We start from the raw sequence: 15,945 nt of genomic DNA, 5'->3' as shown, positions 1-15,945 counted from the left end.
ATATCACTGATTGATTAGATTATTCATTATAAAAAAAGCCTCGCTAAATTCGAGGCTTTTTTCTATCTATAACAACATGAATCTTTAGTCCTAAAACGGAATGTCATCATCAAAATCCATTGGCGGCTCATTGTATTGAGGTTGAGGTGCTTGTTGAGCTTGTTGCTGAGGCGCTTGATGTTGCTGCTGTTGAGGTGCAAAATTATTCTGCTGAGCAGGCTGTTGAGGCTGACCCCAGTTACCTTGCTGTTGCTGTTGACCACCGGCAGGTGCGCCTTGGGCACGACCACCAAGCATTTGCATTACGCCATTAAAACCTTGAACTACAACTTCTGTAGTAAAACGGTCTTGACCACTTTGATCTTGCCATTTACGCGTTTGAAGCTGACCTTCAACATAAACTTGAGAACCTTTACGTAAATATTCACCAGCTACTTCTGCTAATTTACCGAATAAAGCAACGCGATGCCATTCAGTTTTTTCACGTTGTTCACCAGTTGCTTTATCACGCCATGATTCAGACGTTGCAATTGTAATGTTTGCTACCGCACCGCCACTTGGCATGTAACGGATTTCAGGATCTTGCCCTAAGTTACCCACAAGAATAACTTTATTAATACCACGGCTGGCCATAGTTTGCTCCAGATAGATTAGAGGTGAATATTCATATCACCCGGTTATATATACAGTAGTCTTCAGTCTAACACGTTCAAGGTTATTTCTGATACCCCTAAAGATGGAATCCATTTCATAACCTCTTAAAATAGAGATACAGTTAAAGAGTTCTAACCACTCACACTGCTAAAAAGTTTAGATCACTCTTTTAATTACAATGAGTATACTTCATATACTCATTTCGCTATTCTTGCTTTGTACTTAATCAACTCAACCATTAGAATTCATATTTTCTATCATGCCTCATTTGGTGTGTGGAATGGGGTTAAAACAGCACCTCAGTCTTAATATTAAGCCTAGTTTTAACTAATATTCATAGATGAATCGCATTAATGGCTGCACGAGATGATTGTTTTACTCAAAGCGCTTCATTTCATTATGTTTAATCGCTAAACTGCATCCATAATGATGAGGCTCAAATGGGCTTTCAACGAATTTAAAATATTGTCTATCTAGGACTCAGTGATGATCAAAAAATGTCTTTTCCCTGCCGCAGGCTACGGCACTCGCTTTTTACCAGCAACCAAATCAATGCCAAAAGAGATGATGCCAGTCGTAAACAAACCTCTAATTGAATATGGTGTAGAAGAAGCGATTAATGCTGGTATGGATGGGATCTGTGTTGTAACAGGTCGTGGTAAACATTCATTAATGGACCACTTTGATAAAAACTACGAACTAGAACATCAAATTAGTGGCACAAATAAAGAAGAGTTACTGGAAGATGTGCGTGAGCTGATCGACGCGGCTAACTTTACCTATATCCGCCAGCGTGAAATGAAGGGCTTAGGTCATGCTATTCTTACTGGCCGTGAGTTAGTGGGTGATGAACCATTTGCGGTCGTACTTGCTGATGATTTATGTGTAAATGAAGAACAAGGTGTTCTTTCTCAAATGGTTGCGCTGTATAAACAATTCCGTTGCTCTATTGTGGCAGTAGAAGAAGTCCCAGACAATGAAACTCACAAATACGGCGTAATTGCTGGTGAAATGATCAAAGATGACCTTTACCGTGTAGATAACATGGTAGAAAAGCCAGAACCAGGTACAGCACCAAGTAATCTTGCAATTATTGGTCGCTATATCTTAACTCCTGATATTTTTGAAATCCTAGAAACCACAGAGCCAGGTAAAGGTGGTGAAATCCAAATCACGGATGCACTACTAAAACAAGCTCAATCAGGTTGTGTTCTTGCCTATAAATTTAAAGGTAAGCGTTTTGACTGTGGTAGCGTTGAAGGTTACATCGAAGCAACTAACTACTGCTACGAGAATGTTTATTTAAAAGATAAAAAATCTTCAGAATTAGCAAAGCAAGCTACAGGTAAAAAGTAAACCTCTACATGCCAGTATATAAACGCCTTGTGATACATCTCAAGGCGTTTTCATTTCCCCTTATACTATCTCCACTTAAATAAAATCACTGTTTTTTTATCCAGTACCTCTTTGTTGTTTTGATACTCTGTGCAATACTTATCCTAGTTATTCTTTAAAGCAGAGAGACATTTTCATGGATAAAATTGAAGTTAGAGGGGCAAGAACCCATAACCTAAAAGACATTAGTTTAACTATCCCAAGAGATAAACTAACCGTTATTACTGGTTTATCTGGTTCAGGCAAATCCTCTTTGGCCTTTGATACTTTATATGCAGAAGGTCAACGACGCTATGTAGAGTCATTATCTGCTTATGCTCGCCAGTTTTTATCCCTAATGGAAAAACCAGATGTAGACCACATCGAAGGCCTTTCTCCTGCTATTTCTATCGAACAAAAATCAACGTCTCACAACCCTCGTTCTACTGTCGGAACAATTACTGAGATTTACGATTATTTACGCCTTTTATATGCACGTATTGGCGAACCTCGTTGCCCTGAACATCATGTAGAACTAACCGCACAAACTATCAGTCAAATGGTTGATAAAGCGCTAGAGTTACCTGAAGGCACAAAGCTGATGCTATTAGCTCCTATTGTGAAAGAACGTAAAGGTGAACATGTTAAAACCTTAGAAAATTTAGCTGCTCAAGGGTTTATTCGTGCTCGTATTGATGGCGAAGTTTGCGATCTTTCTGATCCACCGACGTTGGAATTACATAAAAAACACACCATTGAAGTCGTTGTTGATCGTTTTAAAGTCAGAGAGGACCTAAAACAACGCCTTGCTGAATCTTTTGAAACCGCTTTAGAACTTACAGGCGGTATTGCTGTTATCGATTATATGGATGATAACAAAGATGAACCCCTGATTTTCTCTGCTAACTTTGCATGTCCACATTGTGGTTACAGCATGTCAGAACTTGAGCCTCGCCTATTTTCATTCAATAACCCAGCAGGAGCTTGTGGTACTTGTGATGGTCTAGGTGTTCAACAATATTTTGATGCCGACCGAATTGTTTTAGACAATAAGCTCAGCATCGCAGAAGGCGCAATTAAAGGCTGGGATCAAAAAAACTATTACTACTTCCAAATGCTAACTTCATTAGCAAATCATTATGGATTCGATCTTTTCGCACCATTTAAATCTCTATCGAAGAAATTCCAAAATATCATTCTTAATGGTTCAGGAACGGAAGAAGTTGAGTTTCAATACAGTAATGACCGTGGTGATTTACGTGTTAAACGTCACCCTTTTGAGGGTATATTAAATACACTTGACCGTCGCTACAAAGAAACAGAATCGAGTTCTGTTCGTGATGATTTATCTAAATATATTTCGACTCAATCTTGTTCAAGTTGTCACGGTACGCGTTTGCGTTTAGAAGCGCGTAGTGTATTTGTTGGTGATACAACATTACCTGAAATCTGTGAAATGAGTATTCAAGACTCAATGGCATTTTTTAGTTCTCTAGAACTGAAAGGGCAAAAAGCTCAAATAGCAGATAAAGTAATGAAAGAGATTAATGAACGTCTGCATTTCCTTATCAATGTAGGTTTAAATTACCTTAATTTATCACGCAGTGCTGACACCCTTTCTGGTGGTGAAGCACAGCGCATCCGCTTAGCAAGCCAAATTGGTGCCGGTTTAGTTGGTGTTATGTACGTTCTTGATGAGCCTTCTATCGGCCTTCACCAGCGAGATAATGAACGACTATTAAAAACCCTTAATCACCTTCGTGATCTTGGTAATACCGTTATTGTTGTTGAACATGATGAAGATGCGATCAGAAGCGCCGATCATATTATTGATATTGGCCCCGGGGCAGGAATTCATGGGGGTCATATTGTTGCAGAAGGCAGCTATCAAGATATTATTTCAAATCCAGATTCGCTAACAGGTCAATACTTAAGTGGTGCTAAAGAAATCGCCGTGCCTAGAGAACGCATCAAAGCCGATCCGAAAAAACAGGTTGAGTTAATTGGCGCGACAGGCAACAACCTAAAAAACGTGACATTAAAATTACCTGTCGGTCTTTTTACTTGTGTAACAGGGGTTTCTGGTTCAGGTAAATCTACACTTATTAACGATACGTTCTTTAAAATTGCTCATACCCAATTAAACGGAGCCACCACGTCAGAACCTGCACCATATAAGAAAATAAAAGGCATTGAACATTTTGATAAAGTAATCGACATAGATCAAAGTCCGATAGGACGAACACCCCGTTCAAACCCTGCAACTTATACAGGGATTTTTACTCCTATCCGTGAGCTATTTTCAGGCACTCCAGAATCACGTTCACGTGGCTATAAACCTGGTCGCTTTAGCTTTAACGTTCGCGGTGGTCGCTGTGAAGCGTGTCAAGGTGATGGTGTAATCAAAGTAGAAATGCATTTCTTACCTGATGTTTATGTGCCATGTGATGTATGTACAGGTAAACGATATAATCGCGAGACACTAGAGGTAAAATACAAAGGTAAGAGTATTGATGAAGTTCTTCAAATGACGATTGAAGATGCTCACACTTTCTTTGAACCAGTACCTGTGATCGCTAGAAAGCTACAAACCTTAATGGATGTAGGCTTATCTTATATTCGCTTAGGCCAAGCAGCTCCCACTCTCTCTGGTGGTGAAGCCCAACGAGTAAAGTTAGCTCGCGAGCTCTCTAAACGAGACACAGGAAAAACACTGTATATCTTAGATGAGCCAACAACTGGATTGCATTTCCACGATATTCAACAACTATTAAATGTTCTTCACCGTTTACGAGAACGAGGAAATACGATAGTGGTTATCGAACACAATCTTGATGTAGTAAAAACCGCAGACTGGATTATCGATTTAGGACCAGAAGGCGGACAAGGAGGTGGAGAGATCATTGCAGAAGGAACACCTGAAGATGTTGCATTAGTTGAGGGCTCTCATACGGCACGCTTCTTAAAACCAATGCTAAAGTAATAAAATTAAGCCTTTTATTGCTTGGATCAGATAGAATAAAGCCAGCATTTTGTTGGCTTTACTTTTATTCTCATGCTCGCAATAAGGAATTAATGAAACATGGCAACGCTACTTACTCAAGGAACACAATTAGAAACTAGAAAGATAAAAAAACCATTAACCAAATTCTATCTATTTAGCTTAAGTGTTCTTTTCTTTGTTTGTGCTCATTTTTTCCAACCTAATCCTGGTGGTTCAGGACTACATCTAGCATTCAATGCCGCCTCTTGGATCCCAGCTAGCATTGCAATTGCAATTGCCTTATTCCATATAGCAAAACAAGGTTTAATTAAATATTCGACCTTAACTCTGGTTTTATTATTCGCTGTTAGCTTACTCTCTCTTCCTCTTTTTTATCATGATGCCTCTCCTCAATTAGCATTAGGTAGGTTCTTAGGTTTATGGGCTGGATTGCTTTTCTTCATAACTCTGCAACAGTTTGCTTTTTCAAATAAACAGAAGCAATGGCTCTTGTGGTGCACCATAGGCTCAGTGTTAATCGAAGCGATTTTTGGCTATATCCAATACCTTTTTTTAAAAGAAGGGAACAGTTTTGGTTATAATGTTATAGCAAACCGCCCTTATGGCATTTTTCAGCAACCGAATGTTATGGCAAGTTTTCTCGCTACTGGACTCGCCATCGCCTCTTACTTTCTCGCTCGACAACCAATTAAATATCGTGAAAATGTTATTGCTCTCACTTTACTTTATGCAACGATCTTATTTACCTTACCTCTGATCGTAGTATTAGCGTCTCGTACAGGTTGGCTAGCGACGGTTTTCAGCCTTATTTTATTAACGCCATACATGTGGAAATATTGTACGAAACAACGTTTCTTTTCTTGGGTATTAGCGTTAATTATTGGTTTTAGTGGTAGCTTTGTTTTATTTAACTTATCTCAAGATAATTTATCTAAAGTATCATTAATTAGTCAAAAAGCTGATCTAGAAAGCCCGAGACGTTATACCTTTCCACAAGCTCTAGACATGTTTTTAGAAAAGCCGATTACCGGCTATGGTTATGGTAATTTTGAGGCTGATTACACCTTATACACAGCAAAACAGCACCAAATATCATCAAGCTACAAACCTGGGTTGCCTTCGATGGATCACCCTCATAATGAAATTCTATATTGGGCTGTTGAAGGTGGCATCGTCGCAATTTTAGGTTTACTCATTGCCGCCGGAGGGGTGTTACTCAAAATACGAAAAAGTAAACTCGATACACAATTTGCTCTGTTGGCTTTAATCGCCCCGATCTTCATTCATAGTCAATTAGAGTATCCGTTTTACCACTCTATGTTGCACTGGTTTACGTTCATCATTCTTCTGTTCTGGATAGATCAACTAAGCTGTAAATATAAAAAGTACCGCATTAGTGATATCAGTAAAATAACATTACGAGTCAGCTCATTAGTACTGCCAATCGTCACTGCTTTTTATATGCTTTCAACACTTCACACTAATTGGGTTTTAACTAAATTTGAAACGACTCGACCAATGAACCCTGATATTTTAAATCAAGTAACTAATCCTGTGATTTGGGAAGACAGATTTAATTGGGATGTGTTATCTGCTCAACTATCCATTGGGATAATGAACAAAAAACCAGAACTGATCACGCCTTATATTACTTGGTCAAAAGAACTGATTAAAACCAAGCCAAGACCAGCCTTTTATCAAAACCTAATCATTGCTTATCAAGCTTTAGGCGAAGAAAAAAGAGCAGAAGATATTAGAAGAGAAGCCATTTTTCTCTTTCCAAATAACAAATTTGAATTGGTACAACTCGACGAAAAGTTACGTCAAAAATAAAATCATAAATAAAGAAACAGTAAAAAGCCGCTACGTTTTTAGCGGCTTTTGTATTTGTAATCTAAAGAACGTCAGATAATGCTTTTAAACATAATGCGACATTTTCTTTTTTAGCCGCATATCCCATCAAACCAATACGCCAAGTCTTTCCGGCTAAATCACCCAGCCCTGCGCCAATTTCTAAATTATACTCATTCAGTAATCGACTTCTAACTTCTACGTCGCTAACACCTTCTGGAATATAAACGGCATTAAGCTGTGGTAAACGATACGCTTCATCAACCATAAACTGAATACCTAGCGATTCTAATCCTTCTTTTAATTCTTGATGATAAAATGCATGTCGACTCCACGCGGCTTCTAATCCTTCATTTTTAAGCATCAATAATGATTCGTGCAATGCATACAAACTATTTACAGGCGCTGTATGGTGATAACTTCGTTTTCCTTCACCGCTCCAATAAGACAGGACTAAGCTTTGATCTAAGAACCAGCTTTGCACAGCTTTAGTTCTTGATTTCATCTTATCGACCGCTCGCTTAGAAAACGTCACAGGTGATAAACCAGGAGTACAAGATAAACATTTTTGAGAGCCAGAATAAACCGCATCTAATTGCCATTTATCAACGAATAATGGTACACCACCCAACGATGTTACTGCATCAACAATAGTTAAGCAGCCATATTGACGCGCAAGAGTTGAAATGGATTCTGCATCACTTAATACACCGGTTGATGTCTCTGCATGCACAAAAGCGACGATCTTAATATCTGCATGTTTCAGTAAAGCCTCTTCAACTTTATTTAGTGAAACTGGCTCACCCCATTTATCATCGATAACAATCGCAGTTCCACCACATCGCTCAACATTCTGACGCATACGCTCGCCAAAAACACCATTACGACAAACTAATACTTTTTCACCTTTTTCCACTAAGTTAACAAAACAAGTTTCCATTCCTGCACTTCCTGGTGCAGAAACCGCAATGGTAAACTCATTTTCTGTTTGAAATACATACTTAAGTAGCTCTTTTACTTCATCCATCATTTTAATGAATAGAGGATCTAAGTGACCAATCGTTGGGCGACTTAATGCCTGTAATACTTGTGGCGATATATCAGAAGGTCCAGGTCCCATAAGGGTTCTTTTTGGTGGGATAAAACTTTGCATCATTCACTCCTTGAAATATAGGGTGTTTAAAGAATAGACACAATAATAATTAAACTCAATTAGACGAAGTAATTAGAGTGACTTAACTATAGAAAATAGCCATAAAACACTTATATTGACTTTAAATCAGAGAAATACAAATAAAGCCATTACTATTGATTGACATTTGTTTCATAAAAAAGCACATTGTTAACACATGTTTTGTTATATAAAACATACACAGAAGAGGAGCACTGCCTAGGTAGCTTTATTTGTGGAGCCCAAACTCCCAAACAAATAAGTGAGGGAGAGCAGTGCCGAGATAATCTTGATTGGGAAAAGATTATCGATCGTACAGGCTGAATCCTTACGATTGCCACTTAATTTTAAGTGGAGAGCTTCTAGCAGCTATTTATTTTTTGCTATGACTCTTCACATTTATTTCCACATTGGATGTAGTCGGGAGACAGGAAAGTGAACCCTATAAATGTTGCTAAATTTGGCGGAACAAGTGTTGCAAATTTTGAAGCAATGAGCCGCAGCGCTTATGTCATAGAACAGAACAAAAATACTCACCTTGTCGTTATCAGTGCTTGCTCCGGAGTCACTAATCTTTTAGTTGAACTCGCAAATGGCACACAAGATAACCAAAGAAAAAAAGTAATCCTCTCTGAACTCAAGTCCATACATTTTTCAGTATTAGACCAACTTTCCGAACCCATTTACCCTGAAAAAGCCATTCTTGAAATTCTTGATGATATAGAAAAAACGGCTGACGCTGCGACTTTCCAACCTAGCGACAAACTTACTGACCACCTTGTCGCGTGTGGTGAGTTAATGTCTACCCACCTTTTTACTCAACTACTGATTGAACGTGGAAATTCTGCGGTTCGCTTTGATATTCGAACCGTACTACGCACCGATTCAAAATTTGGTAAAGGTGAACCTCAACTTGAAGAAATTACTCGTTTAGCTCGAGAAAAACTGATACCTCTATGTCAAAAACATATCGTTGTAACACAGGGATTTATTGGATCAGATAGCCAAGGGAATACAACAACATTAGGCCGAGGAGGCAGTGATTACAGTGCCGCTTTGATTGCGGAATCAGTGAATGCATGTGGATTAGAGATTTGGACCGATGTTCCTGGTATTTATACAACCGACCCACGTATTGCCTCTGCTGCCTCACCAATCCCTGAAATCAGTTTCAGCGAAGCCTCTGAAATGGCAAATTATGGGGCTAAAATATTGCACCCATCAACCCTATTGCCAGCACTTCGCCATCAAATTCCGGTATTTGTTGGTTCATCAAAAGAACCAGAAAAAGGCGGCACATGGATTAAACAACAGGTAAATAGCTCTCCACTATTTAGAGCGCTAACCCTACGCTGCAATCAAACCATGGTGACATTACATAGCCCAAATATGTTTCATGCTTACGGTTTCCTTGCCGAAGTGTTTAAAATTTTGGCAAAATACCAAATATCTGTAGATTTAATTACAACTTCCGAAGTCAGTGTTGCTCTCACTCTTGATCAAACAAATACCAATGGCAAAGCACCTGAATTGCCACCAGAAGCACAGCAAGAACTTGAAGAACTCTGCACAATCGAAATAGAACACAATTTGTGCTTAGTTGCGCTCATTGGTAATCAAATGAGTCATTCTAAAGGCTCAGCTAAACAAGTATTCGGTACTTTAGAGGATTTCAATTTACGTATGATTTGTTATGGTGCAAGCCAACATAATTTATGCTTTTTATTAAATGAATCAGACTCAAAACGTGCAGTTCAAGTTCTACATAAAGAGTTATTTGAATAAATAGAACTAATTTAAATAAGGACCTGACCATTTACACTTGAATTAATATCAAGTGTATAAACTAAAAATCCCATTAATAGATTTATTAATGGGATTTTTTATTTTTAATTTAAAAAGAAATTAGTTTAAATTTGGACCTAACCATTTTTCAGTCTCTAACATGTCCCAGCCTTTTCTTTCTGCGTAACTCTCTGCCTGATCTTTTTGGATCTGAGCTATCGCAAAATAACGAGAATCAGGATGAGAGAAATACATCCCAGAAACAGAGGCTCCCGGCCACATAGCGTAGCTAGAAGTCAACGACATTCCTATTGTTTCTTCAACATCCATCAACTCCCACAATGTCCCTTTTTCGGTATGTTCCGGACAAGCTGGATATCCAGGTGCAGGGCGAATGCCTTGATACTTTTCACGGATAAGATCATCATTAGAAAGATCTTCATCAGGTGAATATCCCCAGATATTTTTGCGGACTTCTTTATGTAAATACTCGGCAAATGCTTCTGCTAAACGGTCAGCAACCGCTTGGATCATAATGGCATTATAATCATCACCTTTGGCTTTATAGTCGTCTGCAAGCTCTCGTTCACCAATGCCACCAGTCACAGCAAAGCCACCTATCCAATCGGCCTTTCCGCTCTTTTTCGGTGCGATATAATCAGATAAACAATAGTTAAACCCTTTTGGTTTTTCTGTTTGTTGACGTAAATTATGTAGTACTTTCAATACCTCTGTACGTGATTCATCGGTATACACTTCAATATCATCATCAACACTGTTGGCAGGAAAAAGAGCACACATTCCTCGCGCTTTTAGTAAGCCTTCTTTTTCTACACGATCCAACAGATCGTTCGCGTCTTTATATAAACGCTTCGCTTCTTCACCCACCTCTTCATGCTCTAAAATTGCAGGGTATTTGCCCATTAAAGACCATGTCATAAAGAAAGGAGTCCAATCAATATATTCGCGTAACGTCGCAACATCCATATCATCAATAATATGTACACCCGGCTTTACAGGTACTGGAGGCGTGTAGTTTACCCAATCAATATCGACTTTGTTTGCTCGTGCTCTTGCTAGTGAAACGGGTTTTGTTCGTGGTGTTTTACGGCTATGTTGATCACGCACACGCTCGTAATCAAAATCTAATTTTTCAATAAATGCTGGTTTCAATTCATCAGACAATAACGAGGTACAAACACCAACCGCACGAGAAGCGTTATTAACATAAACCACAGGTTGAGAGTAATTTTGCTCTATCTTCACCGCGGTATGCGCTTTAGACGTCGTTGCCCCACCAATCAAAAGTGGCAAATCAAAGCCTTGACGATCCATCTCTTTAGCCACATGAACCATCTCATCAAGTGATGGTGTAATAAGGCCTGAAAGTCCAATAATATCGACGTTCTCTTCTTTCGCAACTTTTAGAATTTTCTCACAAGAAACCATCACGCCAAGATCAATGATCTCATAGTTATTACATTGAAGAACAACCCCAACGATATTCTTGCCGATATCGTGTACGTCACCTTTCACCGTTGCTAATAAGATTTTGCCATTGGTTGAACCGACATCTTTCGTGGCATTAATAAAAGGTTCTAAATGCGCTACGGCTTGTTTCATCACTCGCGCAGACTTAACCACTTGAGGAAGGAACATTTTCCCTTCACCAAATAAATCACCCACGACGTTCATGCCGTCCATTAAAGGACCTTCGATCACTTCAATAGGGCGAGCGGCATTGACTCGAGCTTCTTCTGTATCTTCAACAATGAAGTCAGTAATTCCCTTCACTAAAGAATGTTCAAGGCGTTTTTCTACCGACCACGTTCTCCATTCTAAAGCCGATTTATCTTCAACCTTTCCGACCGTTCGTTCTAGATATTCTGTTGCCATATCAAGTAAGTGTTCTGTTGAATCATCACGACGGTTAAGTACGACATCTTCTACCGCTTCACGTAAATCTTTAGGTACATTATCGTAAATTTCTAATTGGCCTGCATTTACGATACCCATATCCATACCGTTCTTAAAACAGTGATATAAGAACACGGCGTGAATCGCTTCACGTACGTAATTATTACCTCGGAATGAGAATGATACGTTAGATACGCCACCGGAAATCATGGCATGGGGGAGCGTTCTTTTTATATCAGCAACGGCTTCAATAAAATCAACAGCGTAGTTGTTATGCTCATCGATCCCTGTGGCAACAGCAAAGATGTTTGGGTCAAAAATAATGTCTTCTGGTGGGAAACCAATTTCATCCACTAAGATAGTATAGGCGTTAGTACATATTTCTATTTTTCGCTCACGCGTATCCGCTTGGCCTACTTCATCAAAAGCCATCACAATCACAGCAGCACCATAGCGACGGATTAGCTTAGCTTGTTGTAAGAATTTTTCTTTACCTTCTTTAAGTGATATTGAGTTAACAATACCCTTGCCTTGAATACATTTAAGTCCAGCTTCGATAACTTCCCATTTAGAAGAATCGACCATTACAGGAACTTTAGATATCTCAGGTTCTGAAGCACACAGGTTTAAGAATTTAACCATACACGCTTCAGCATCAAGCATCCCTTCATCCATATTGATATCGATGATTTGAGCACCGTTTTCTACTTGCTCACGAGCGACACTCAAGGCTTCATCGTATAACTCTTCTTTGATTAAACGCTTAAAACGAGCAGAACCGGTAACATTGGTTCTTTCACCTACGTTCACAAAAAGAGAGTCTTTCTCAATAGTTAATGGTTCTAAACCAGATAAACGACAAGCAACAGGAAGTGTAGGTAATTGACGCGGCTTAACCCCTTCTACCACTTGTGCCATTTGACGAATATGCTCTGGAGTCGTACCACAACAGCCTCCAATCAAGTTTAAAAAACCACTATCGGCCCACTCTTTTACGTGTTCTGCCATTTCTTCTGGAGAGAGATCATATTCACCAAAGGCATTAGGCAAGCCTGCATTCGGGTGTGCTGAAACACTGCACTCAGAAATACGAGACAGTTCACTTACATATTCACGTAATTCATCAGGCCCTAATGCACAATTCAAACCAAATGAGATTGGTTTAACATGACGCAAAGCATTGTAGAACGCTTCTGTAGTTTGTCCTGAAAGCGTACGACCTGAAGCATCTGTAATCGTACCTGAAATCATCACTGGTAATATGATACCCATTTCTTCAAAAACAGATTCAACCGCAAAAGAACACGCTTTTGCATTCAAAGTATCAAAGATGGTTTCAATAAGAATTAAATCAGAACCACCATTGATTAATGCACGAGTTGATTCAGAGTAAGCTTCGACTAATTCATCGAAAGAGACATTTCGGTAACCTGGATCATTTACGTCTGGGGAAATAGAACATGTTCGGTTCGTCGGACCTAAAACACCTGCGACATAACGCGGTTTATGAGGCGTTTTTAATGTCCACTCATCAGCTACTTCTCTTGCTAACCTTGCAGCTTCGAAATTCATTTCTTCGCTCAGACTTTCCATATCATAGTCAGCCATTGCGATCGTTGTTGAGTTAAAGGTGTTAGTCTCTAAGATATCTGCACCCGCTTCTAAATAAGCAGAATGAATATCTCTAATAATTTGAGGACGAGAAAGCACTAGAAGGTCATTGTTACCTTTTAAATCACAATGCCAATCACTAAAGCGCTCTCCTCGATAATCTTGTTCTTCAAACTTATACTCTTGGATCATGGTTCCCATGCCACCATCGATCAAAAGTATACGTTCCAGAAGATGCTTTTCTATTTCAGTTTTCTTATTGCTTCCTGCCACGGTACTGCCTCATCCATAATACGTTTCTGTTACAATCCTATCACACATCTAATAGGAATCTAGACGTCCAAAACGGATTTATTTATCCAAATTAGAAATAAAGTTTGATCTTTATCAAATAGAGCGGAAAATGACCTTAATCACATTTTGTTACATTAAGAACATATTAGAGGTTAATCTATGTCTGTGTATAACACACTCTGCTTTTTAGCAGCGGCTGCTATGCTAATTGCTTTTTTTAATAGCAAAATAGGAAAGATGCAAACAACAATCGCCATCACCGCAGGTTCAATGATGCTATCGCTTGGGATCATTATCGCAGGCCAAAATGATTGGTTTAACCTTAGAGAAGTGGCTACAGAAACCTTAACAGAGATAAATTTTGAAGATTTTCTACTGAAGGGAATATTAGGTTTCTTATTGTTTGCTGGTGGGTTAGGAATAAAACTTCAAAACCTTAAAGATCAAAAATGGGAAATAACCGTACTTGCCCTTGGTTCAACCTTATTCTCGACCTTTTTTATTGGTTTTGCTTTATGGGGAATATGTAATCTAATCGGCATTAACCTTGATTTAATCTACTGCTTACTATTTGGTTCGCTTATCTCACCAACCGACCCTATTGCTGTTCTTGCTATTGTAAAAAAACTGAACGCACCACAACGAATTTCTACTCAAATCGAAGGAGAATCATTATTCAATGATGGTTTTGGTTTGGTTATTTTCGTCACATTATTTACTATCGCGTTTGGCTCAGAGACACCAACAGTTGGTAGTGTAACTGCATTATTTTTACAAGAAGCCATTGGCGGCATTATTTACGGCTTTGTTTTAGGTCTAATTTTTCATTACCTAATCAGCTCAACAAATGACCATTCAATGGAATTATTATTAACCATAGGCATTCCTACGTCAGGCTATGCATTTGCAGAGATACTCCATGTTTCAGGTCCATTAGCCATGGTTGTATCTGGTATTATGATCGGTAACTGGACTCGTTATATTGGTTTTTCAAAAGAGAGTGAAGACCACTTAGATCACTTCTGGGAATTAGTTGATGAATTTTTAAATGGCGTCCTATTTCTTCTTATTGGTATGTCTATGTTGTTATTCCAATTCCATCAAGAAGACTGGATCTTAATGGCAATATCTATCCCACTGGTGCTAGCAAGTCGCTATTTAAGCGTTTACTTACCATATATTGGCTTTAAACGATTCAGAACTTATAATCCATTATCAGTAAATATCTTAACGTGGGGTGGTCTTCGAGGCGGGTTGGCTTTGGCAATGGCTCTGGCTATCCCATCAGGAATTATCATCATCCCAGATAAGAATATAGATGTCAGAGAAATTATTCTTGTTATGACTTATTCTGTTGTTGTCTTTTCTATTTTAATTCAAGGTTCTACCATTACAAAAATGATTGAAAAAGCAAAGAAACTAGAAAAGTAATTTTGACCAAAAATTCGAAATCTATTCGTGGAGATGCATTTTATGTATCTCCATTTTTTTATGCCCCTTACTAATACCAATCTACATAAGTATTTGATCATTCTTGCTTGTTAAAATCGATTATATCTGCGTTATAAATTTTGTAATTAGCTCTACCAGTTACTGTAATTCAAGCCTTGTTCTAATCGATTTTTCTTACGCAATTATCTGAACAACTACTTATCCAAAATGGTATAAGAACACTAAATAACCACAGTAAATTCAAGACTAACCAGATTTAGTCAGTAAGAAGGATTTAGATTAAGAAAAATATTACGATAAATTATCTAAAGTGAATAAAAAGGACGTCACACTATATTTGTAATGAATGGTATTACTGGCATACCGATGACATTACGATCAAATTTAATAATGTCAGTATCATTAATCTTCTACCAAAACTCACCAAACCTGAGCCCTATAGCATAAGTTTATAGTTGGTTACGACAACACTATTTTGCCAATCAAAATTTCACTAATTATACCAATGTAAGTGATTAAATTGTCTATTTATCACACAGTAAAATAACTTAAGAGTAAGTCAAAATTTCTTATAAATTGTTATTCTACAATAATTTTTAACGCAACTATTGAATGATTTAACCAGTAATATTGATCAGATTATTATTGGCATTTGTATTATGGCAGCATTGTTTTTGAGGTTTGTTACGGTTGGGATACATTTCTGACTGTAGAAATCACATCACAAAAATGAGTGGAAGAGATGGGATACTTATAAACAGTTAATTTCCGGATTAGTATGAAGTCCCCTCCTATACGTATATTCTGTATCATTTAACTTTCTACAGGCGTA

8 protein-coding genes and 1 riboswitch are annotated in these 15,945 nt (G+C 38.3%); of the genes, 5 read left to right on the top strand and 3 right to left on the bottom strand.

Annotated elements, in window-relative coordinates; genetic code table 11:
* Nucleotides 1-90: 90 nt before the first annotated feature.
* Nucleotides 91-633: a single-stranded DNA-binding protein gene (locus PVK71_RS13240; RefSeq protein ID WP_274419288.1), complete on the bottom strand. Its 543-nt coding sequence runs from the start codon at nucleotides 631-633 to the stop codon at nucleotides 91-93.
* Nucleotides 634-1,140: 507 nt separating this feature from the next.
* On the opposite strand from PVK71_RS13240, the gene galU reads away from it, so the two are divergent.
* The 3 genes from galU (at nucleotide 1,141) to PVK71_RS13225 (ending at nucleotide 6,865) form a co-directional block, all read left to right on the top strand.
* Nucleotides 1,141-2,010 (top strand): UTP--glucose-1-phosphate uridylyltransferase GalU, encoded by an 870-nt coding sequence (galU, locus tag PVK71_RS13235; protein WP_274419287.1) that lies wholly within the window; start codon nucleotides 1,141-1,143, stop codon nucleotides 2,008-2,010.
* A gap of 175 nt (nucleotides 2,011-2,185) precedes the next feature.
* On the top strand, nucleotides 2,186-5,011 hold the full coding sequence (uvrA, locus tag PVK71_RS13230; protein WP_274419286.1) for an excinuclease ABC subunit UvrA: 2,826 nt from the start codon (nucleotides 2,186-2,188) through the stop codon (nucleotides 5,009-5,011).
* 99 nt (nucleotides 5,012-5,110) lie between these two features.
* The gene (locus PVK71_RS13225; protein ID WP_274419285.1) at nucleotides 5,111-6,865 is read left to right on the top strand and encodes a PglL family O-oligosaccharyltransferase; all 1,755 of its coding nucleotides are present in this window, start codon (nucleotides 5,111-5,113) and stop codon (nucleotides 6,863-6,865) included.
* Nucleotides 6,866-6,926: 61 nt separating this feature from the next.
* Here PVK71_RS13225 and PVK71_RS13220 read toward each other — a convergent pair whose 3' ends face one another.
* Nucleotides 6,927-8,036, bottom strand: coding sequence for a pyridoxal-phosphate-dependent aminotransferase family protein (locus PVK71_RS13220; protein WP_274419380.1), 1,110 nt, complete (start codon nucleotides 8,034-8,036; stop codon nucleotides 6,927-6,929).
* Nucleotides 8,037-8,251: 215 nt separating this feature from the next.
* Nucleotides 8,252-8,424, top strand: a riboswitch (Lysine riboswitch).
* 65 nt (nucleotides 8,425-8,489) lie between these two features.
* Between PVK71_RS13220 and lysC the strand changes: the two genes are divergently transcribed.
* Entirely contained in the window at nucleotides 8,490-9,839 is a 1,350-nt protein-coding gene (lysC, locus tag PVK71_RS13215) for a lysine-sensitive aspartokinase 3 (protein WP_274419284.1), read from the top strand.
* 120 nt (nucleotides 9,840-9,959) lie between these two features.
* Here lysC and metH read toward each other — a convergent pair whose 3' ends face one another.
* Nucleotides 9,960-13,640, bottom strand: coding sequence for a methionine synthase (metH, locus tag PVK71_RS13210; RefSeq protein WP_274419283.1), 3,681 nt, complete (start codon nucleotides 13,638-13,640; stop codon nucleotides 9,960-9,962).
* 180 nt (nucleotides 13,641-13,820) lie between these two features.
* On the opposite strand from metH, the gene PVK71_RS13205 reads away from it, so the two are divergent.
* Entirely contained in the window at nucleotides 13,821-15,092 is a 1,272-nt protein-coding gene (locus tag PVK71_RS13205; protein ID WP_274419282.1) for a cation:proton antiporter, read from the top strand.
* Nucleotides 15,093-15,945 lie beyond the last annotated feature (853 nt).

Origin of the sequence: Aliivibrio sp. S4MY1, assembly GCF_028765545.1 — a bacterium.
Lineage (GTDB): Bacteria > Pseudomonadota > Gammaproteobacteria > Enterobacterales > Vibrionaceae > Aliivibrio.
Note: the sequence above shows the minus strand (reverse complement) of the source record. Positions and strands in the feature narration are given on the sequence as shown.

Coding starts and splice junctions, on each gene's coding strand:
- PVK71_RS13240 (WP_274419288.1), bottom strand. CDS start 633: ATGGCCAGCCGTGGTATTAATAAAGTTATTCTTGTGGGTAACTTAGGG.
- galU (WP_274419287.1), top strand. CDS start 1,141: ATGATCAAAAAATGTCTTTTCCCTGCCGCAGGCTACGGCACTCGCTTT.
- PVK71_RS13225 (WP_274419285.1), top strand. CDS start 5,111: ATGGCAACGCTACTTACTCAAGGAACACAATTAGAAACTAGAAAGATA.
- PVK71_RS13205 (WP_274419282.1), top strand. CDS start 13,821: ATGTCTGTGTATAACACACTCTGCTTTTTAGCAGCGGCTGCTATGCTA.
- uvrA (WP_274419286.1), top strand. CDS start 2,186: ATGGATAAAATTGAAGTTAGAGGGGCAAGAACCCATAACCTAAAAGAC.
- PVK71_RS13220 (WP_274419380.1), bottom strand. CDS start 8,036: ATGCAAAGTTTTATCCCACCAAAAAGAACCCTTATGGGACCTGGACCT.